The sequence below is a fragment of the Priestia sp. SRI_019 genome (assembly GCF_057586255.1).
Genome location: NZ_JBYCZN010000001.1, coordinates 766,935 through 788,959, shown reverse-complemented (window position 1 = coordinate 788,959; position 22,025 = coordinate 766,935). Strand labels below are relative to the sequence as shown.

Here is a 22,025-nt window from a genome sequence, read left to right as displayed (position 1 = left end):
CTGTTTACTTAATTCGCTTCTTTCTTCAGCTTTCCTGCAATATATGTAAAAATTTCAGCAAACTTTTCGGGAAATTTGTCAACTTCCATCTCTATCCATTTTACAGGCATTTTATTTCGAAACCACGTTAACTGACGCTTAGCATATCTGCGTGAATTTTGTTTCAACTGTTCAACGGCTTCTTCGAGCGTGCAGCGTCCTTCAAAATAAGCATACAGCTCTTTATAGCCGATAGCTTGAATTGATTGTACATCATGCAGACCACTTTCGTACAATGATTTGACTTCATCAAGCAGTCCAGCCTGCATCATCATATCGACTCGGTGATTAATTCTCTCATATAATACGTCTCTATCCATTGTAAGTCCAATAATGCTTACGTCATATAATAACTCTTGCGACTGTTCTTTTGTATAGTCACTGAATTTTTTGCCGGTTACTTCATAAACTTCAAGCGCTCTGATTACACGGCGATGGTTGTTTTTATGGATAGCAGCTGCACTGTCTGGGTCAATTTCTTTTAGCTTTTCATACAGGGGATCAATGCCATGAGCTTTAATAAATACTTCCATTCGTTCACGAACTTTTTCATCACTAGGAGTTTCTGTGAACTGATAATCATAAATAACGGATTGAATATAAAGACCCGTCCCTCCAACAATCATCGGCATTTTTCCTCTAGCGTGAATATCATCGATTTGTTTTCTTACAATCTCTTGAAATTCTGCCACAGAAAACGATTCATCCGGCTCCTTAATATCGATCAGGTAATGGGGAATACCCTGCATCTCTTCTTCTGATACCTTTGCTGTTCCGATATCCATCCCTTTATAAATTTGCATGGAATCACCTGAAATAATTTCTCCGTCTAACTGTTTGGCAAGTTCAATGCTCAATTTTGTTTTACCAACCGCAGTTGGTCCAATAATGACAATAAGTTTTGGTTTCTCTCCCGTCATAACAACACTACTTTCATCTATAGGCATTCACATCATTCCATTTTATCCAAATGGTCATGATTTATTCAACAAAACGGCCAGCTGCAGCTAGCCGCATTGCCTACATCACTCGCTTAAACATTTTTTCCATTTCATACGTCGAATGATGGATAATAATTGGTCGTCCGTGCGGACACGTAAATGGATCTGTTGTTTTTCTCAACGTTTCAAGTAAAGCAAAAATCTCATCGTTTCGCAAATGATGATTCGCTTTAATCGATCCTTTACAGCTCATCATAATAGCCGCTTCTTCTCGTAACTTTTCGATATTGACTCGTTTCATCGTAAAGATTTGCTGAATCATTTCTTCAATGGTTTCCTGTTCCTCTCCTTTTGGAAACCACTGCGGATGCGAACGAACTATATAGGAGTTTTGTCCAAACGGTTCTAAAAAGACTCCTACTTCAGCAAGCATATCTTTGTACTCGTCTAAAATCAAGGCTTCATTTCCCGAGAACTCTAGCGTAAGCGGCATAAGCAGTTCTTGAACTTCTGAATCTACTTCTCCAAGCTTTCGCTTAAAATATTCGTACTTAATTCTCTCCTGTGCCGCGTGCTGATCAATAATAAATAATCCTTTTTCATTTTGTGCCAAAATATACGTTCCGTGCATTTGGCCAATTGGGTACATCGCAGGAACACGGGGTTCTGGCTGCTCTTTGGCTGAATGGTTTGGTTCTGGAATAGGGGCGTTTTCTCCCACCGATTCTTCATATTGTTCTATTTCTCGAAACGTTGGTTCAAGTTCTTCATCTTGACGTATGACCTCTGTTTTAACAGGCGGCATGATCTCGTCTACACGAGCAGGAGCCTCCTTAAAGCTAGGCTCGCGAACCGTATTAGACGGCTGATAGCCAGACGGTTTAGACTGATGATCAAATGTAAAGGTCTGCTGCTCAGTTGGCTGCACAGCTGCTTTTGACTTAGTTGGCACTACAGCATCTGGAATTAACTGCTGCTTTTTAAAAGCAGCTTTCACTCCTTGTTCAATAAGCTCAAACAGCTCCGCTTCTTTACTTAACCGTACTTCTAATTTTGCTGGATGAACATTCACGTCCACTAATAAAGGGTCCATTGTAATGGTTAAAAACACAATCGGAAAACGACCGATAGGTAAAAGCGTATGATAGCCCTGCTGTACCGCTTTTAACAACCCGTAGTTTTTAACAAACCGACCGTTAATAATGGTGGACATATAGTTGCGAGAAGCTCTTGTGATTTCAGGAAGAGCGACGTAACCATTCACTTCATAATCAAGTGACTGAACGTTAATCGGAATCATTTTTTTGGCTACTGCCATTCCATAAATAGCGGCAAGCACTTGGCGCACATCTCCGCTTCCGTTCGTATACAGAAGCTGTCTTCCTTGATGCATCAGCCTAATTGAAACTTCAGGATGAGACATTGCAAGACGATTGACGACATCCGTTACGTTACCAAGCTCCGTGTTTACCGTCTTCATATATTTTAAACGTGCAGGTGTGTTGAAAAATAAGTTTTCAATAACAAGTTCGGTACCTTTTCGGCTTGACGTTAATTCGTGATGAACGATTTCTCCGCCTCTAAGTTTAAGATGAGTGCCGGCTTCTTCTCCCGTACTCGTTTTGAGTTCAAGCATTGAAACCGAAGCAATACTTGGCAAAGCTTCACCGCGAAATCCTAACGTTCGAATTCGAAATAAATCTTGTTCTGTTTTGATCTTACTTGTCGCATGTCTTTTAAAAGCGGTCAAGCAGTCTTCAGAAGCAATGCCGTCTCCATTATCCAATATACGAATTTTTGAAAGCCCAGCTTCTTCTAGCTCAATTTCAATAACTGTACTGTTTGCATCAATAGCATTTTCGACTAGTTCTTTCACCACCGAAGCAGGTCGTTCAACAACCTCTCCGGCAGCAATTTTATTTGAAAGTTCGTCTGAAAGCTGCACAATTTTACCCACAGACTCACTCCTCTCACTCTATTTCTTCTTTAATGATTTTTGCAGTTCATACATCGCATTCATTGCGTCTAAAGGCGTCATTTCTAAAATATCCAGCTCTTTTAAACGATCTATAATTGCTTTTTCACGTTTCGAAAGCGCAGGCTTTTCTTTTTTCTTTTCTATTTCAAAGAACGAAAGCTGATTGGCTTCATCTGCTTTTTTACTATCTGCACGTTCTTCTTGAACCAAAGAAGCACCTTCTTGTGGAACTTGCTGTGTCATCTCTTCTCTTTTTGGAGCCTGACGTACAGGTTCACGCTCAGAAGATTGTTCTAAGTCATGTAAGATGACGCGAGCTCGCTCTAGAAGCGGATCTGGAAGTTCCGCTAGTTCCGCTACGTGAATACCATAACTTTTATCTGCGGCACCATCTTTGATTTTGTGTAAAAAGACGACTTTTCCATTTTTTTCAACCGCGCTTACATGAACATTTTTAAGCGCAGGAAGCGACTCATCGAGGACGGTTAATTCATGATAATGAGTAGAAAATAGGGTCTTACAGCCAATATGTTCATGAACGTATTCAATAATTGCTTGAGCAAGAGCCATTCCGTCATACGTAGACGTACCTCGTCCAATTTCATCTAACAGAATTAGACTCGACTGAGTGGCATTTGTCACTGCATTTTTCGTTTCTAGCATCTCGACCATAAACGTACTTTGCCCTGAAATTAAGTCATCGGCTGCTCCGATACGTGTAAACACTTGATCAAAAATCGGCAGAACCGCTTCGTCCGCTGGCACAAAACAGCCAATTTGAGCTAGTATCGCCGTTAAAGCAACCTGACGCATATACGTACTTTTACCAGACATATTGGGTCCTGTAATCAGTAAAATTGAACTATCATCCTTCATTTGACAGTCGTTTGGCACATATTCCTGTGAATTCATTACTTTTTCTACTACGGGATGGCGTCCATTTTGAATCGAAATATCTTCACTTGAAAAAATAGGCTTCGTGTAATGACGTTCTTCACTGATTTTTGCAAAGCACTGCAGTACGTCAAGCTCACTTACTTTTTTAGCGAGTTCTTGCAGCCTTGGGATATATGCTTTTACTTCCTCACGAATTTGTAAAAACAATTCATATTCCAGCTCTACAATTTTCTCTTCCGCTTCTAAAATCAGCGCTTCTTTTTCTTTCAGCTCAGGCGTAATAAAACGTTCTGCATTGGTTAACGTCTGCTTTCGTTCATACATTCCTTCAGGCAAAAGATGCAGATTTGCCCGCGTTACTTCTATATAATAGCCGAACACGCGATTATAACCAATTTTCAGTGAGCGGATCCCTGTTTTCTCACGCTCTTGCTGTTCAAGTGACGCAATCCACGTTTTTCCGTTTCGGCTTGCATCTCGGTATTGATCAAGCTGTTCATGATAGCCGTCATTAATAATGTCTCCTTCTTTAATTGACAAAGGAGGGTGCTCTTTTAATCCTCTTTCAAGAAGATTAGCTAATCGCTCACAAGGATCAATGTCTTCAACAAGCTTTGTCGCATAAGGATGATTCAAACGATTCACAACCTCTTGGATATGAGGCACATTTTGCAATGATTTTTTTAATTGAATTAAATCACGAGCATTTACATTACCAAAAGCGACTCGACCAGCTAAGCGTTCTAAATCATATACGTCTTTTAGCAACTCACGCAGTTCTTCTCGTTCAAAAAACTGTTTCATTAAGACATCTACCATATTCAAACGATTATCAATATCCGCTTGTTTTAAAAGCGGACGGTCAATCCAATTTTTTAATAAACGGCCGCCCATTGCCGTAACGGTCTGGTCTAATAACCATAGAAGCGAGCCTTTCTTTCCTTTTGAACGTATCGTTTCGGTTAACTCTAAGTTTCGCTTAGAGAACAAATCAATTTTCATATATTCATTGATTTGATAAAACTGCACGGGCTGTAAGTGTTCAAGCGAACGCTTCTGCGTGCGAGTTAAATACTGAAGAATACGCGCAAACGTTGCGATAAGCTTTTGCTGCTGAAGCGACTCTACTAAATAATCTAGTCCTTCTACTTGCTCTGTACTATTCTCATAAGAAATGGTAATCGTCATGCGCTCTTTTAGTGTTTGTAATAAGTCAGCAGGAAACTCAGAGCTTACAACGACTTCTTTTGCTTCTTTTGCATAAATCTCTGAGACTATATCGTGGAACGAACTAACAAGCGTTACGCTGTTTTCTCCTGTAGACAAATCAGAAAGAGCAAGACCAAACGTTTGATCCTCGAACGCAGTAACAGAACAAATATAGTTATTTTCCTTTTCATGCAGTCCGCGTTCGTTCATCAGTGTTCCGGGTGAAATCACCTGCACCACTTCTCGCTTTACAACACCTTTTGCATGCTTAGGGTCTTCTACTTGTTCACAAATAGCTACTTTAAATCCCTTTTCAATTAAACGCTCGATATACGTAGGAGCAGAGTGATACGGAACCCCGCACATCGGAATTCTCTCTTGTCCTCCTCCGTCTCGGCTTGTTAATGTTATTTCAAGTTCTTGAGAAGCTGTCGTAGCATCTTCGAAGAACATTTCATAAAAATCACCTAATCTAAAAAATAAAAAGGCATCTTGATACTCTGCCTTAATTCTCAAATATTGCTGTATCATTGGCGTATACGCTGCCATACTATTCCTCCATACCACATCTAGTTGTGCGTTTTTGCTACACGTATTATAACATAAGTCTTTCTTAAACTTAATTTATTCAAATAGAACAATCTTCAATTTCTTTTTATAAAACAAATAAAAAAGCTTCGGACGAAGGAAGAAGCTTGTCCGAAGCTTTTCATTATTTACTGCTGTTCAAATGACTATGCTTACGTCCGTATAAGAAGTAAACCACTAGCCCTAGTACAAGCCAAATTACGAAACTAATCCATGTTAATTTTGGAAGCTGAAGTGCTAAGTATAAACAGAACACAAAAGCTAAAATTGGAATCACCGGCACGAACGGTACGCGGAAACCAGTGGATTCTGAAGTTTGTTTTGATTTACGTAAATATAAAATTCCAATTGATACGGTCATGAAAGCAAAAAGAGTACCAATGTTTGTTAACTCTGCTAATCTTCCTAATGGTACTAAACCAGAGAAGATGGATACTAGTAAACATGTAATCCACGTATTTACTACTGGTGTTTGTTTTTTCTCACTGATTTTTGAAAAAGGCTTCGGCAATAGACCATCTCGACTGATCGCATAAAATAAACGAGTTTGTCCATACATCATAACGAGTAATACTGTTGTAATACCCACAATTGCGCCTAATGAAATAAAGCCTGCTACCCAGTCTTGGTTAATGTAGCTTAAAGCAAATGCTACAGGGTTTTTAACATTTAATTCTGTATAAGGTACGATTCCTGTTAAGATAAGCGATACGACGATATAAAGAACTGTACAAATCGCAAGAGATGCAATGATTCCGATTGGCATATCCCGCTGAGGCTTGCGTACTTCCTCGGCCGCTGTTGCTACAGCATCAAAACCAATGTAGGCGAAGAATACAGTTGCTGCTCCTGTCGCTACTCCCGAGAAACCAAACGGCATAAACGGCGTCCAGTTTTCTGGTTTAACATAGCTAACTCCTACCCCGATAAACAGAAGTACAACAGCCAGTTTAATAATAACCATGATAGCATTAAAACGTGAAGATTTTTTTACTCCTTGCGTTAAAAGCAATGTGATTAAAAACACGATCATAATTGCTGGAATATCAATATACGTGCCGTTTGCAGGATTGTATGCACTTGTTAAAGCTTTTGGAAAATGTATGCCAAACCCTGCTAACAATCCTTGGAAATACCCGGACCATCCGCTGGCTACAGCAGAAGATGCAAGACCGTATTCCAAGATAAGATCCCACCCTAAAATCCAAGCGATTAATTCACCAAATGTTGCATAACTGTAAGTGTATGCGCTTCCTGAAACAGGAACTGTTGAGGCAAACTCTGCATAACAAAGAGCTGCAAACACACACGCAAGTCCTGACATGATGAAAGATATAACTAAAGCTGGACCGGCATGTTCAGCGGCGGCTACGCCCGTCAATACAAAAATTCCGGTTCCGATAATGGCACCAATTCCTAACATCGTTAAATCGAAAGCGCCTAAATCCTTTTTTAATTTAACACCTTTAGAGTTGGTTTCACTAATTAACGTTTGAATTGATTTTTTACGAAATAAGCTCATAGTAAACCCCCAAAAATACTTATCTGATATAACTAAATTTTCTGAAAATTAATGCATTATTTTCTTTAGATTTACTATACACTGCGCATTCGACAAAAAGCAATATATTTTTTTATTTTTATAAGAATTTTCTTAAAATAGTAAAAATAAAAAAACTAGGAAGAACTTCTTCCTAGTTACTCATCGTCCCCTAATATAAAATCAGGATCCAAATCCTCAAATTCATCGTCATCTACGTCTAAATCAAACTCGTCTTCATCATCGCATCCTTTCGGATTTACTGCAACACAAACCTTGGTTTCGCCAATCACTTCCGCCAACAATTCTCTCTCTACTTGAACAATCGTTTTATTGCCATTTGGTGAAATTGTGCACTCTAGACAATTTGGCTGCTGCAGCACGCGAACAATTACTTCGTAATCGTCTCCAATCGAATCTTCGTCTTTATAGCGCAGCTTAATATTATCTTTGTATGATACGGTTTCCGTCCAAACTTCGGTTTTTGTATTATTATTGTACGAATACCAGATGTTAATATCATATCTTCCGTCAACTTCTACATTGCTGCCGCTTTTCTTTGCTTTGTACTCATGGTTAATCACCCAGCACCCTAAGATGCTTGTTGGTCGATTTTTCGGTGCAAGCGTATGAGACGATTGTGTAAACTTGCGACCTTTACCTACGACTGCTTTTGTAATAATTTCTCTATAGTGTTGTGACATGTGAGCATACCCTCCTCAAACTATCTTCATTTCATCCTATGCAGGCTCATTCACTTGTTTGCACATTATTTTTAAGAAACTAGGTTTAAGGCATAAAAAACCTATGTTCCATTGTATGCAAGGATATAGAAAAACGTGACAATTATTAGAGAGAAAATCTGCCCAATTTTCATGCCACGGGATGCACAAAAAAATGCCTCAGCAAATTGCTGAGGTATTTTTTCTTTATGAGCAGCTAGATCCAGGGCTGTTCCGCACCTGTGAACCTGTTTCACCGCGCAGTAAATCACCATCTGTTGACACAATAATTTCATCCGTTACTGTGTTTGAAATAGTGTTAGCAACAAGTTGAAGCAAATCATTCACGTTTATTTGAGACTCTTGAAACTGCTGAATAATCGGCAGTTCATCCAGCTCTTCCTGTAAACGATCGATTTTTGCCTCCACTTGTTTTAACGCTTCTGTTTTACCATAATGTTGGAAATTAACAGCTTGTTTTTGCAAACTTTTAATGCTTGCAATGGTTTCACGCACTTTTTGATTTTCGTTAAGCTGAGCTTCGGCACGCTTGAAGAAATCTACTTCTTCCGTTTCAGCAATCATTTTTGCCAGCTCTTGAGCACGTTTAATTACGTCACTCTTGTTATACTGCGCCATATTACTTCACCTCTGCTGTTTCTTCTACCATTTCCCCGTTTAGCGTCCATGTTTTGGCTTTTGTAACTTTTACTTTTACAAGTTGCCCAATCACTGACTTAGGTGCTTTGAAGTTTACAAGCTTACTTTTTTCCGTGTAGCCTGCTAATACTTCCGGATTATTTTTACTTTCACCTTCTACTAATACTTCGACAACTTTACCTTCATATTCCTTCAATTTCTTTGCAGAAATTTCATTTACAAGAGCATTTAAGCGCTGAAGGCGCTCTTTTTTCACTTCCATTGGTACATTGTCTTGCATCTTAGCAGCTGGCGTACCTTCACGAGGTGAATAGATAAATGTATAAGCACTATCGAATTCAACCTCACGATATAGTGACATTGTTTCTTCAAACTGCTCATCCGTTTCATTTGGGAAACCAACAATAATATCAGTTGTTAATGATGCTGTTGGAATGGCTTCTTTAATTTTACGAACAAGCTCTAAATAATGTTCACGAGAATATTTTCGTGCCATAATTTTTAAGATATCGCTGCTTCCTGATTGAACAGGCAAGTGAATGTGGTCGACAAGATTTCCGCCTTTAGCAAGAACTTCAATTAAACGGTCATCAAAGTCACGAGGATGACTTGTTGTAAAACGGATACGAGCAACGTCAATTTTACGGATTTCGTCCATTAAGTCGCCTAAGCCGTACGTGATGTCTTCAAAATCTTTTCCGTACGCATTAACATTTTGACCTAAAAGCGTAATTTCTTTGTAGCCTTGAGCAGCTAAATGACGTACTTCTTGGATAATGTCTTCTGGACGGCGGCTTCGTTCTTTTCCTCGCGTATACGGAACGATACAGTACGTACAGAACTTGTCACAGCCGTACATGATGTTAACCCATGCTTTGACGCTGCCTTTACGTGCTCTTGGAAGGTTTTCAATAACGTCCCCTTCTTTAGACCATACTTCAATCACCATTTCTTTTGCTAAGTATGCTTCGTTTAAAATGTGAGGCAAACGGTGAATGTTGTGTGTACCAAAAATCATATCCACGTGCTGATGTTTTTGTAAAATTTTATTTACAACTGACTCTTCTTGAGACATACATCCGCAGACGCCGATCAATAGCTCAGGGCGCTCGCGCTTTAAGGCCTTCAAGTGTCCTAATTCACCAAACACTTTATTTTCCGCATTTTCACGGATCGCACACGTATTCAATAAAATAACATGAGCATCTTCAACAGAGTCAGTTGGCTCGTAGCCAAGGCCTAGAAAAATACCAGCCATTACTTCTGTATCGTGCTCATTCATTTGACAGCCGTACGTACGGATATAAAACTTGCGTCCCTGTCCCATTCCGTGAAACTGTTCATCGATTGCAAAATCATTGTGATAGGAAACTTCTTCTTTTCCTCGTTTTTTCGCATCTTTTAAAGAAGGTGGCATGTATACTGTTTGAAAATATTTGCTGTAATCCTTTTCGGATTTTTTGTCCGCTGGATTAACTTGGTTGCTTTCTAAACGTTGTTTTTCGTTCATAAAAAAATCTCCTTTCGCCATGACAATTGTCACGTTGCACCTGTAAATCGCAAAAAAATGTGACAGCTTTATGCTTATGCATAAAACTCATCACATTAACATAGTATATAACTTTCAAGTAGCGAACACAATCATATACCTATTTTCTATACCTGTTTCGTTAAAATTTCATTCGACTTTCGAAACATTTATTAAATCACAAAAAGAGATTGATACATAACTCAATTAATCTATTTTAGAGACGAACAAATGGTATAAAAGAGTTCATGTAAATCGCTCATTCCACCCCTGTTGATTTCCGTGCAAGCCTTCGCTTTCCGCGAGCAGCCGATGAGCTTCCTTGTCGCTCCCGCGAGTTCTCACCTATTTCCCTTTTCCCGCAAGAGCCTTCACCTTACTCTCCACTCAACAGCCAGAAGCCACCACCTATATGAAACCTACGTTCGCTATTACTATGAAAAAATCCGAACGAGTTGGATTCTCCATCAAGAATCTCAGTTCACCGTTCGGATTTTCCCTCTACTAAACTGCTTTTATTGCAGCCTCTTTTACATAAATTCAGCTACTAGCTCATCAAATTTTTCCTCAGTCATACCTAAGTCTGCTTTTGACAGCGGCTCTTCACTATAACCATGAACAAGCTGCTGATACGACGGCTGATGCGCATTTTGATAAATAAGCCCTGTTACTAACCCTTTATGCTCCATTAACGTCTGCATAGCTTGCATACGATTGTTTGCATCATAACCTTCAATTGTGCTAAGACTAGTTAGGTTTTCTTTAAACCAATCATACGTGTTCACTTTGTTATACGTTACGCACGGGCTAAATACGTTAATTAAAGAAAAACCTTTATGCTGGATGCCTTGTTCAATTAAGCTTGTTAACTCTTTTAAATTCGTTGAAAAGCTTTGCGCCACAAACGTTGCTCCAGAAGTTAACGCAAGCTCCATAACAGATAAAGACGACTCGATTGATCCTTCAGGCGTACTTTTTGTCTTGAATCCTACTTCACTGCGAGGAGATGTTTGTCCTTTTGTTAAACCGTAGATTTGGTTATCCATTACGATATACGTTACATCGATGTTTCGGCGAATCGCATGTACCGTGTGTCCCATACCGATAGCAAACCCATCTCCATCACCGCCAGATGCGATAACGGTTAAGTCACGATTAGCCATTTTTACACCTTGAGCGATTGGAAGCGCACGTCCGTGAATACCGTGAAAACCATATGAATTAATATAACCAGAGATACGTCCAGAACATCCAATACCTGAAATAACAGCAAGCTCATGAGGTTCTAAACCTACGTTAGCAGATGCGCGTTGAATAGCTGCTTGTACGGAGAAATCTCCACACCCCGGACACCAGTTAGGTTTTACACTGTTACGAAAATCTTTAAACGTTGCCATTTAACACAAACATCTCCTTACTTTTTGCGTATACTTCTTGCGGAAGAAATGGATTTCCATCATACTTCAATACGCTTTGAATTTTATCATGACTTGCAATATTCATTTTTAAAATATTAGCAAGCTGTCCAGTAGCATTGTTTTCAACGACGACTACTTTTTTAGCTCCTTGCACGTAAGGAAGCAGTTCGTCAGCTGGGAAAGGATGAATCAAACGAATGTGAGCGTGATTTACTTTTATACCGTCCTGCTCCAAACGTTCCATTGCCTCTTCAATGACTCCACGCGTCGAATTAAATCCAACAAATAAAATATCAGACTCTTTTTCATGAGAGTGAACATGAATTGGCGTATTAAAACGAATTCCTTTTGTTTTACGAAGACGCTTATTCATTTGATCATCGCGGTTCACCGGAGATTCAGATGGCTTTCCTGTCTCATCATGTTCTACTCCCGTCACGTGATGAATACCATGCTTCATTCCTGGAATGACGCGTGGTGATACGCCGTCTTCTGTTACGCGGTAGCGCTTGTAATATTGTTTTTCTTCCAGCTCTTCTAGCTCTTCTTGCTGAAGCTTACCGCGGCGGATTTCAACGCGGTTATAGTCAAGCGGTTCTACTGATTGCTTCCCAAGTGAAAGCTGTAAATCCGTTAGCATAATAACTGGACACTGATATTCTTCTGCTAAGTTAAACGCTTCAATCGTATCGTAGAATGCTTCTTCAACCGTACTTGGCGCCATGACAATCTTCGGAATTTCACCGTGCGTACCGTAAATCATGGCCATTAAATCAGACTGTTCTTGCTTAGTTGGAAGCCCTGTACTTGGACCGCCGCGCTGCGTATCGATAATCACAACAGGCTGCTCAGTGATGCCCGCTAATCCAATCGACTCCATCATTAATGATAGGCCAGGTCCAGCTGATGCTGTCAGCGCACGTACGCCTGCATAGTTAGCTCCGATAGCCATCGTACATGCTGCGATTTCATCTTCTGTTTGAATAACGGTTCCACCGAATTGAGGAAGCTTTTTAATTAAGTATTCCATGATTTCCGAAGCAGGGGTAATTGGATATGCTGGCATAAAACGAGCCCCACCGGCTAAAGCGCCTAGCGCAATCGCATCGTTTCCAATCATAAACATACGTTTTTTACCATCCGCTGGATTTAGTTTCATGGTTTCTAACTGTTCGCCTAGCTGTTCACGAATGTAATCTGCACCTTTTTTAATAGCTTCCATGTTTTTTTGTACAACTTTTTGGCCCTTTTTACCGAAGATTTCAAGCACTACTTCTTCAAATACTTCTGTGTCAATATGAAGCACAGCACTTGAAGCGCCTACAGCAACCATGTTCTTCATTAGCGACGTTCCTAATTCCGTTGCAATTTCCGTAAACGGAACAGCATATAGCGTAGCAGTTGTACATGTTTCGGGCAGACTTGGGTTGAATTTCGCATCTGCAATTACAACGCCTCCTACGCGCAGCTCATGGACGTTTACATCGATTGTTTCCTGATCGAACGCAACTAAAATATCCAAATCATCTGACACAGATCGAACCTGAGTTGTACTCACTCGAATCTTATTATTTGTATGTCCACCTTTGATACGAGAAGAAAAATGACGATAGCCGTATAAGTAATAACCTAATCGATTTAAAGCGGTTGAAAAGATTTCTCCCGTACTTTCGATTCCCTCACCCTGCTGTCCGCCAACTTTCCATGAAAGTTGCTGTACCATAAATCAACGCCACTCCTTTAATTGCTCATAATATAGAAATCTATTTTATTGATAAAAACTGAAAAAAGTAAATTAGCAAACGATTTCATTTGCTTCTGCATTTCACCAACCAAAATCATCTGCAAAACTCCCACAGCACCTTGTCGCTGTGCAGGATACGTTTCTGCTTGAGCAGCTCCATAATCCGTTTTCAATTTTATTCCGATTGCCAGAAAAATGCAACCCTTTCCATTGAATTCTCAATCGTTTTAATTATATTTATATTTAATGAATAAGATGAAGTTTTTTAATGATCTTTTCTGCCTTCACATGAGGCATTATTATATAAATAATTTCTATAAAAAAGAGCTTTTCCAAGAAGAAAAAGCTCTTTTTTTATTAGCTGCATACACGATCAGCAAAGTTTTGAAACAGAAAGCGTTTTACCTGCTCTTCAGTGTAATGCTTAAGGAGTTCTTCGATTAAATTCGTATACTGTTCATATCTTCCGAGACGATGAACCGTTTTGTCAATGCCATCAAAGTCCGAACCAAAACCAACGGCGTATTCGCCTCCCCTTTCACACATGTAATCAAGATGACGAATCACATCCGTTATTTGTGCTTTGGCAGAACTCGTTAAAAATTCAGGCACAAACGTAATGCCAATCACGCCGTTTCGCTTTATTAAAGCATGAATTTGATCGTCTCTTAAATTCCGGGGATGAGAACACAATACGTGCGAATTGGAATGAGTAGCCACTACATATTGCGCTAGCTCAATCACATCCCAAAAACCTCTTACCGATAAATGAGAGACATCCGTCCACACTTTATGTTCATTATTCAATTCAACAACTTCTCTTCCAAAAGAAGATAACCCCGCGCCTCGAGGTTCTAAAATCCCGTCACACACGGCATTGCTGTAATTCCATGTCAAACCTACTGAGCGCACACCCAGTGAAAAAAGCGTCTTTAAGCGAACTAAACTTGTATCAATGGCATCGCAGCCTTCAAGCGTCAGCATTGCTCCTATTTCACCTTTTTTCAAGCTATCTATATCGCGTTTTGAACGAACCCATTTCACATCGGGAAGCGATAAAATATGACTCTGAAACAGCTGGATCATTTCTAACGCAACATCAAAGCGCTGAGCTGCGGGAACCGCTTCTGGAATATAAATAGCGAATAGCTGAACTTTCCCTTTTGCTTTCTTTATTCCTTCTAACGTCACATGCAGCGCTGAATCATATGTAAAAGATAAACGTTTATTTAACCAGAGTTTCATCAATACATCACAATGAGCATCAAATACCACAACCCACACCCCTTTAACTCTATACAAAAAGGACCTGTTTGGCTTCTATGCTTTACAGGTCCGTGGTTTTTATAATTATCGCGGCTCTACAATTAATTTAATGGCTGTTCGCTCTTCTCCATCAATTTGAATATCTGTAAAAGCTGGGATGCAGATTAAATCAACCCCACTTGGTGCAACGAACCCTCTTGCGATTGCTACAGCTTTTACTGCTTGATTAAGCGCCCCGGCCCCAATGGCTTGAATTTCTGCTGCGCCGCGTTCGCGCAGTACGCCTGCTAAGGCACCAGCAACTGAATTTGGATTAGACTTTGCTGAAACTTTTAATATTTCCATATCTAGCTCCTCCTTATTCTTTACAATGTATGATGAGAGATCATTAGACCAATGACTTAATTGATTTCAATGTTACTATATTCACGATATGTCAAACGTATTCCTGCTTGTTTTTCCTAAATATTCAAAAACTTATATTTCTACACCTTTCTTTTTTCTTTTTACGTTTTTGACAAAATAAAAAAGCCAACGTATCGTCTTTCGACACATTGACTTTTTCCCTTTATTCAAAAAACGGATGGTCTTCGTTAATTAAAATCCGCTCTGTTTTTGTTGCTTTCCCCGTCTTTTGATCAATATCAATAACGATTCCACTAAGCTGCGTTCTTCCTTCTTTTGGCACTTCAAATCGAACAGGAAGAGACGTTAAAAAACGCTTAATAACAGCTTCGCGCTCCATCCCTAAAATGCCGTCATATGGTCCCGTCATTCCTACGTCAGAGATGTAAGCTGTTCCTTTTGGCAATATACGATTGTCAGCTGTTTGAACGTGCGTGTGAGTGCCGACAACAGCGCTGACACGACCGTCCACATACCAGCTAATCGCTTGCTTTTCACTTGTTGTTTCAGCATGAAAATCAATAAAAATAAGCGAAGTGCGCTGACGTGCTTCTTCAATCAGTTCATCTGCTTTTTGAAATGGACAATCAAGCGGGGCCATAAACGTGCGCCCTTGTAAATTAATCACGGCTACCTCAAGCTGATTATACGTAAAATACGTAATTCCCTTGCCCGGTGTACCTTCAGGAAAATTAGCAGGACGAACAAGATTTTTTGCATCGTCAATAAAATCAAAAATTTCACGTTTGTCCCACGCGTGGTTACCAAGGGTAATAATGTTAGCCCCTGCTTGCAAGAACTGACGATAAATCTTTTCAGTAATGCCTTTTCCTGAAGCTGCATTTTCTCCATTCACAATTGTAAGTCCCGGAGAGTACTTTCTTTTTAATCTTGGTAAATATTCTTCAACCATTTCACGGCCTGGAGAACCAACTACGTCTCCAATAAATAAAATTCTCATGTAAAAGCTCCTATACTTCATTCTTAATCTGCATCTTCATCTCTACGAAAAAAAATAAAGTGGCGAAACGCCACTTCATTTTTATTTTGCATACTCTACTGCTCTTGTTTCACGAATAACGGTTACTTTGATGTGGCCAGGATAATCCAGCTCATCTTCAATTCGTTTTCGGATATCTCGAGCAAGTCGATGCGCTTCTAGATCACCAATCGTATCTGGTTTAACCATAATACGAACTTCACGCCCTGCTTGAATCGCAAATGATTTTTCAACGCCTTCATAAGACTCTGAAATTTCTTCTAACTTTTCAAGACGACGAATGTAGTTTTCTAACGTCTCACTACGAGCACCTGGTCTTGCAGCAGATAATGCATCCGCTGCTGCAACTAGTACAGCAATGATTGATGTTGGTTCTGTATCTCCATGGTGAGAAGCAATCGCGTTAATAACAACCGGATGTTCTTTATACTTTGTAGCTAATTCAACACCGATTTCTACGTGACTTCCTTCTACCTCATGATCAATCGCTTTACCAATATCATGTAACAATCCTGCTCGTTTGGCTAACGTTTCATCTTCACCTAATTCAGCAGCCATAAGTCCTGATAAATGCGCTACTTCCATCGAATGTTTCAGCACATTTTGACCATAGCTTGTTCTGAATTTTAAGCGACCAAGAATTTTCATCAAGTCTGGGTGCAACCCGTGAACACCGACTTCAAACGTCGTTTGTTCACCAACTTCACGAATATATTCGTCCACTTCACGGCGAGATTTTTCAACCATTTCTTCAATACGCGCGGGATGGATACGACCATCTTGAACGAGTTTATCAAGTGCAATTCTTGCTGTCTCACGACGAATTGGGTCAAATCCTGATAAAATAACTGCTTCTGGCGTATCATCAATAATAAGATCAATTCCTGTCAAAGTTTCAAGCGTACGGATGTTTCGACCTTCTCGACCGATAATTCGGCCTTTCATTTCGTCATTTGGCAAGTTAACAACTGAGACAGTCGTTTCAGCAACATGATCTGCTGCGCAACGCTGAATAGCAAGTGAAAGAATTTCTTTCGCCTTTTTATCGGCGTCTTCTTTTGCACGGTTTTCTGTTTCTTTTACCATTATTGCAATGTCGTGGGAAAGTTCATTTTCAACACGATCTAAAATAATCGCTCTTGCATCTTCTCTTGTTAAGCTTGAAATGCGCTCTAGCTCTGTTTGCTGTGCACGTACTACTTCTTCAACTTTGCTTTCCATCTCTTCAATATGCTGTTGTTTAACAGTAAGAGAATCATCTTTCTTTTCAAGTAACGCTTCACGTTTATCAAGTGATTCGTCTTTACGATCAAGATTTTCCTCTTTTTGCATTAATCGATTTTCTTGTTTTTGAAGTTCTGCTCGACGATCACGAATATCTTGTTCTGCCTCTGTACGAAGCTGATGGATTTCATCCTTCGCTTCTAGTAAAGCTTCTTTTTTCAAAGCTTCCGCCTCGCGGGTTCCTTCATCAATAATTTGTTCTGCACTAGACTTTGCTCCCGCAATTTTAGCTTCAGCAATCGATTTACAAACAAAAAAGCCAACAACTGCACCGACGATTAGGCCAAGCAAAGCGAAGATGATTGTATTAGTATCCATCATTTCACCTCCCCTTGCTATAAACTTGTAAGTTTTAAATTTCATGTCGGCATGTACATCGTATTCACCTTTCAATATACACACAAAGGCTTTTAAACGCTAAAATGTTTTAAAAAGGGAAAATATACATCTTAATTGTAAATCTGTGCATTTTTATTGTCAAGCCTGCCTCTACAGTATATATTGAAATTTCGTATGTTACTTTTCTAGCATTAACAATTTTTACAAAAAAAAGACCCCTTCTTTGAAATAGAGGAGTCTTTTTTTATCTCGCAGCAAATTAAATATTTAAATCGCCTTGATCGTCATCCTCAGGAGCTGGCTCTCCATCTTGATCTAAACCATGATGTTCACGCACTTGTCCGGCAATTTCCTGACGAATATCAGTATTTTCTTTTAAGAATTGTTTTGCATTTTCACGACCTTGACCTAGACGCTCGTCATTATATGAATACCAAGATCCACTTTTTTGAACAATATCTAGTTCAGAAGCGATATCCAAAATTTCGCCCTCTTTTGAAATACCTTCTCCGTACATAATATCTACTTCAGCAGCACGGAAAGGCGGAGCTACTTTGTTTTTCACAACTTTAATTCTTGTTTTGTTACCTACAATATCGTTTCCTTGCTTTAACTGCTCTGCACGACGCACTTCTAGACGCACTGAAGAATAGAATTTAAGCGCACGTCCACCAGGAGTTGTTTCAGGGTTACCAAACATAACGCCGACTTTTTCACGAATTTGGTTAATAAAGATAGCGATTGTTTTAGACTTGTTGATAGCTCCAGATAGTTTACGCAATGCTTGAGACATTAAACGAGCTTGTAGACCCACGTGAGAGTCTCCCATTTCTCCTTCAATTTCCGCTTTTGGCACTAATGCTGCTACTGAGTCAACAACAATAATATCTACTGCACCGCTTCGAACTAAAGCTTCAGCGATTTCTAAAGCTTGTTCTCCCGTATCAGGCTGAGATAATAATAGCTCATCAATATTCACACCTAATTTTTGAGCATATACAGGATCTAACGCGTGCTCCGCATCGATAAATGCAGCCTGTCCGCCCTGCTGTTGAACTTCTGCAATCGCATGAAGAGCAACTGTTGTTTTACCTGAGCTTTCTGGACCGTATACTTCAACTACACGTCCACGTGGATATCCACCTACACCTAAAGCTATATCTAACGCTAATGAACCACTTGGAATCGTAGAAATTCTTTTTTCCGTTTGTTCACCTAGTTTCATAATTGAACCTTTACCAAATTGCTTTTCAATTTGTTTTAAAGCCATATCAAGGGCTGCTTGACGATCGTTCACTCAATTTCCTCCTCTATCTCTTTGAAATCATCTATAAACTGCAAACTTACTACGATGTAGTAGCAATGTCGAATTAACAACTTTCTATAACTTACTATACTAGTTTTTGAGTCGTTTGACAAGCAAAAAGCGAATAAATGTTCGTTTATTATTTTATAAAAAAAAGGCTGTTTTGGAAAAACCAAACAGCCTTTTTTCTTTATTTCTTTATCATCTTTAATACGTAATGACAGCCATAATTAACCGTTCGTGAACGAATCCCCTGGCGGCTTCCGGATAGCTGCAGGCTGTAAACTTGAGGAGCTTGATCTTTATAGGCTACCCCTATATATACTGTTCCTACAGGATGTCCTTCTTGTTTGGAGGGCCCAGCTACACCTGTAAACCCGATGCCAATATCCGTTTTGTATAACTGTTGAATACGCTGAGCCATTTCAGCCGCGCACTGCTCGCTAACGGCTCCGTACTGATTCAACGTGTGTTCGCTCACTCCGAGAATATTTTGCTTGATTTCATAATGATAGGCGACCAGGCTGCCTTTTACAACTTCTCCAGCACCTGAAACAGTTGTTAAACGTTCGCTGAATAAACCGCCGGTTAAACTTTCGGCTGAAGCAATCGTTAATCCTTGTGCCGTTAATTCTTTTACCAATTCATTATGTAAAGAAGTTGCCTCGTATCCATATAAATACTCGCCTACGCGCTCTGAAATGGTTTTTTCCACTTCGTCTAACATGCGCTGTGCTTCAGCAGCATCAGCGTGCTTAGCAGTTAAGCGAAGCGTCACTTCCCCATCTCCTGCTAGCGGCGCAATCGTCGGGTTGGTTTGTGCATCAAGCAAATCTTCAATTTCCGTCTCAAGCTGCGATTCTCCTATTCCGAAAAAGCGAAGAACGCGTGATTCAATACTTTCTTTTAATTCAAGCTTTTGAGCTAAAAATTCTTGGCCATACGATTCATACATTGGATAAAGCTCTTTTGGAGGCCCTGGAAATAGCATATAGTGTTTTCCCTCTACTGTAAGCCCCATACCTGGAGCCATTCCGTAATCGTTAGGGAGCACTGCCGAACCTTCTAGCACAATTGCCTGTTTTTTATTGTTAGGTGTCATGATACGATTTGACTGTTTGAAATAGGCTTCAATGCTTTCAAGCGCTTCTGCATTTGTTGTCAGCTCTACTCCTAGCACACTCGCAATTGTTTCTTTTGTTAAATCATCTTTTGTAGGACCAAGCCCGCCTGTGAAAATAATTAACTCCGCACGCGTTTGAGCTGTAGCAATCACTTCTTTTAAGCGCTGTGCATTATCTCCTACTACCGTATGATAGTAAACATTAATTCCAAGTTCGGCTAATTTTTTCGATAAATACTGAGCGTTTGTATTGGCAATTTGTCCAAGCAGCAGCTCAGAGCCGACTCCAATAATTTCAGCGTTCATCATATCATCTCCATCTTACTTATTTTGAGTTAACAAAAGCCTGTTTGTTTTTAGCAAAGTAGTCCCAGCCTGAAATAACCGTAAAAATCACTGAGATCCAAAGCATTACGCTAGCAAATGGAATGGAAACCCATTCAAAAGGCAAGTTATACAACAGAATAGCTGAGATAGCTAAAATTTGAGTCCATGTTTTAATTTTACCTAACATATTTGCTGCTACAACTTCCCCTTCCCCTGCTAGTACAAGTCTTAAACCTGTGATAGCAAATTCACGGCTAATAATGATGATAGCAGCCCATCCTGCACCTGCAATTAAATCTAAGTCAACAATAGCTACAAGCGCAGCTGAAACCAATAGCTTGTCTGCTAGTGGATCTAAAAATTTGCCCAAGTTCGTGACTAAATCGTACTTTCGAGCATAGTATCCGTCTATCCAGTCTGTTGTAGATGCAATAATAAATAATGCTGCCCCTAATAGGTGAGCGATTGGAATTTCTTTTCCTGCTGCCTCCACTGTACCGAATGGTAGCGGCACCATCATAAAAATGAGGAATACGGGAATTAGAAAAATTCGCGAAATGGTAATCTTGTTTGGTAAATTCACTTCTTCTGCCTCCAATTACTGTTACAAACTGAAAGCGTGCAAACGAAGTTGTTTGCACGGCTTTGGTTTTATTATAGCGTGAATGAGTAATTAATTCACATATTATCTTTATTTACACCCTGATCACTTTTTAAAACAGGCTGTTTACTGTGCTTCTGCCGGCTGATATTGAATCGTTACAACTTGTCGAACTTGCTTGGATGAATCAAACGGCAAGTCAACCGCTTTTCCATTTACTTTTAACTCTACTCCAGGTGAATAACCGATGTTGACACGTGCTTCAGTTTCTTTCGTCAAATCAAATTCTTTTGTTTCACCTTTTTTTAGAATGGAGCTAAAGAAAGCATTTCCTTTTCCATTTTTCACATCTAACCAAGTATCTGCTTGAGTGGATGTTACTTCTAGATTAAATGCATCTGTACCGGAAAGAGCATACGTAGCACTTCTGCCTGTTTTTTGAACTTCCTTGTATTCTTGTTTACCGCTGTCTTTCTTTTCTTTTTCCGCTTTTTCTTTTGCGGCTTTTTCTTTTTCAGCTTTTTCTTTTTCTTTTTCTTGTTCTTTCTTATCAGCAGCACTTTGTTCATCTTCTGACTTGCTATTGTCATTTTTTGCAGTAGTTTCATTCGTTTCTTCCTGCGTGTTAGACTGCTGAACTTCGCTGTTTGGAGCTTCTTGGTTAGCCTGCTCCTTGTTTTTATCCGAGACGATATTTTGAGCGATTACCCAAATAATAATCCCAACAACTACAACTCCCGCCACCACTAGAACAGTTGGAAGGTAGTCATATGCTTTTGAAACTCCTTTTGTATGCTGAGGAATTTCTTTGCGGCTGCGAACGCGCGAAAGCTGCTGCGGCATGTCTTCTGTTTGAGTTGAAGGAATGTCTGATTTGTATTCTTCAAAAATAGCATCTGTGTCCAACCCAATTGCTTCGCAGTATTGCTTAATAAACGCTCGTACGTAAAATTTCCCAGGCATAACCTCATAATTGCCTTCTTCAATGCCAAGTAAATAGCGTTTTTGAATTTTCGTTAGTTTTTGTAAATCCTCTAACGACAATCCTTTGCTTTCTCGTTCTTGTCTTAACCTTTGTCCTAACTCTGTCAATGCTAACACCTACCAATT

At 39.6% G+C, this 22,025-nt stretch carries 18 protein-coding genes; all 18 read right to left on the bottom strand.

The features are described from left to right. Window positions 1–8: 8 nt before the first annotated feature. Entirely contained in the window at window positions 9–959 is a 951-nt protein-coding gene (miaA, locus tag AC2YJL_RS04025; protein WP_050689712.1) for a tRNA (adenosine(37)-N6)-dimethylallyltransferase MiaA, read from the bottom strand. 100 nt (window positions 960–1,059) lie between these two features. Beyond that, on the bottom strand, window positions 1,060–2,937 hold the full coding sequence (gene mutL / locus AC2YJL_RS04020; protein ID WP_050689607.1) for a DNA mismatch repair endonuclease MutL: 1,878 nt from the start codon (window positions 2,935–2,937) through the stop codon (window positions 1,060–1,062). Between the two features lie 18 nt (window positions 2,938–2,955). Further along, window positions 2,956–5,613, bottom strand: a complete 2,658-nt coding sequence (gene mutS / locus AC2YJL_RS04015; RefSeq protein ID WP_230933479.1) for a DNA mismatch repair protein MutS — start codon at window positions 5,611–5,613, stop codon at window positions 2,956–2,958. Window positions 5,614–5,776: 163 nt separating this feature from the next. Then, on the bottom strand, window positions 5,777–7,174 hold the full coding sequence (gene bcaP, locus AC2YJL_RS04010; RefSeq protein ID WP_013084740.1) for a branched-chain amino acid transporter BcaP: 1,398 nt from the start codon (window positions 7,172–7,174) through the stop codon (window positions 5,777–5,779). Between the two features lie 176 nt (window positions 7,175–7,350). After that, a complete protein-coding gene (locus tag AC2YJL_RS04005) occupies window positions 7,351–7,896 on the bottom strand; it encodes an outer spore coat protein CotE (RefSeq protein WP_013058796.1) in 546 nt (181 codons plus the stop codon). 225 nt (window positions 7,897–8,121) lie between these two features. Beyond that, the gene (locus tag AC2YJL_RS04000; RefSeq protein WP_013058797.1) at window positions 8,122–8,553 is read right to left on the bottom strand and encodes a YlbF/YmcA family competence regulator; all 432 of its coding nucleotides are present in this window, start codon (window positions 8,551–8,553) and stop codon (window positions 8,122–8,124) included. A 1-nt stretch (window position 8,554) separates the two neighbouring features. Beyond that, window positions 8,555–10,084 carry a tRNA (N6-isopentenyl adenosine(37)-C2)-methylthiotransferase MiaB gene (gene miaB / locus AC2YJL_RS03995; RefSeq protein ID WP_013084741.1) on the bottom strand — a complete coding sequence of 510 codons (1,530 nt, stop codon included), beginning with the start codon at window positions 10,082–10,084 and terminating at the stop codon, window positions 8,555–8,557. A gap of 548 nt (window positions 10,085–10,632) precedes the next feature. Beyond that, window positions 10,633–11,499 carry a 2-oxoacid:ferredoxin oxidoreductase subunit beta gene (locus AC2YJL_RS03990; RefSeq protein ID WP_369361618.1) on the bottom strand — a complete coding sequence of 289 codons (867 nt, stop codon included), beginning with the start codon at window positions 11,497–11,499 and terminating at the stop codon, window positions 10,633–10,635. Next, window positions 11,486–13,243, bottom strand: coding sequence for a 2-oxoacid:acceptor oxidoreductase subunit alpha (locus AC2YJL_RS03985; RefSeq protein ID WP_195696009.1), 1,758 nt, complete (start codon window positions 13,241–13,243; stop codon window positions 11,486–11,488). The genes AC2YJL_RS03990 and AC2YJL_RS03985 overlap by 14 nt, the downstream gene beginning before the upstream one ends. A gap of 17 nt (window positions 13,244–13,260) precedes the next feature. Then, window positions 13,261–13,437 (bottom strand): hypothetical protein, encoded by a 177-nt coding sequence (locus AC2YJL_RS03980; protein ID WP_155660653.1) that lies wholly within the window; start codon window positions 13,435–13,437, stop codon window positions 13,261–13,263. Window positions 13,438–13,621: 184 nt separating this feature from the next. Further along, the gene (locus AC2YJL_RS03975) at window positions 13,622–14,539 is read right to left on the bottom strand and encodes a dipeptidase (RefSeq protein ID WP_195696008.1); all 918 of its coding nucleotides are present in this window, start codon (window positions 14,537–14,539) and stop codon (window positions 13,622–13,624) included. A 75-nt stretch (window positions 14,540–14,614) separates the two neighbouring features. Beyond that, complete coding sequence (gene spoVS, locus AC2YJL_RS03970; protein WP_003181955.1) at window positions 14,615–14,875, bottom strand: stage V sporulation protein SpoVS; 261 nt, start codon at window positions 14,873–14,875, stop codon at window positions 14,615–14,617. A 223-nt stretch (window positions 14,876–15,098) separates the two neighbouring features. After that, window positions 15,099–15,896 carry a TIGR00282 family metallophosphoesterase gene (locus tag AC2YJL_RS03965; protein WP_025750269.1) on the bottom strand — a complete coding sequence of 266 codons (798 nt, stop codon included), beginning with the start codon at window positions 15,894–15,896 and terminating at the stop codon, window positions 15,099–15,101. A gap of 81 nt (window positions 15,897–15,977) precedes the next feature. Next, window positions 15,978–17,537 carry a ribonuclease Y gene (rny, locus tag AC2YJL_RS03960; RefSeq protein WP_013058803.1) on the bottom strand — a complete coding sequence of 520 codons (1,560 nt, stop codon included), beginning with the start codon at window positions 17,535–17,537 and terminating at the stop codon, window positions 15,978–15,980. A 280-nt stretch (window positions 17,538–17,817) separates the two neighbouring features. After that, window positions 17,818–18,855 (bottom strand): recombinase RecA, encoded by a 1,038-nt coding sequence (recA, locus tag AC2YJL_RS03955; RefSeq protein ID WP_013058804.1) that lies wholly within the window; start codon window positions 18,853–18,855, stop codon window positions 17,818–17,820. A gap of 199 nt (window positions 18,856–19,054) precedes the next feature. After that, on the bottom strand, window positions 19,055–20,296 hold the full coding sequence (locus tag AC2YJL_RS03950; protein WP_028410856.1) for a competence/damage-inducible protein A: 1,242 nt from the start codon (window positions 20,294–20,296) through the stop codon (window positions 19,055–19,057). A gap of 16 nt (window positions 20,297–20,312) precedes the next feature. After that, entirely contained in the window at window positions 20,313–20,897 is a 585-nt protein-coding gene (pgsA, locus tag AC2YJL_RS03945; RefSeq protein ID WP_013058806.1) for a CDP-diacylglycerol--glycerol-3-phosphate 3-phosphatidyltransferase, read from the bottom strand. A 144-nt stretch (window positions 20,898–21,041) separates the two neighbouring features. Then, window positions 21,042–22,016: a helix-turn-helix domain-containing protein gene (locus tag AC2YJL_RS03940; RefSeq protein ID WP_230933482.1), complete on the bottom strand. Its 975-nt coding sequence runs from the start codon at window positions 22,014–22,016 to the stop codon at window positions 21,042–21,044. Window positions 22,017–22,025: the final 9 nt, after the last annotated feature.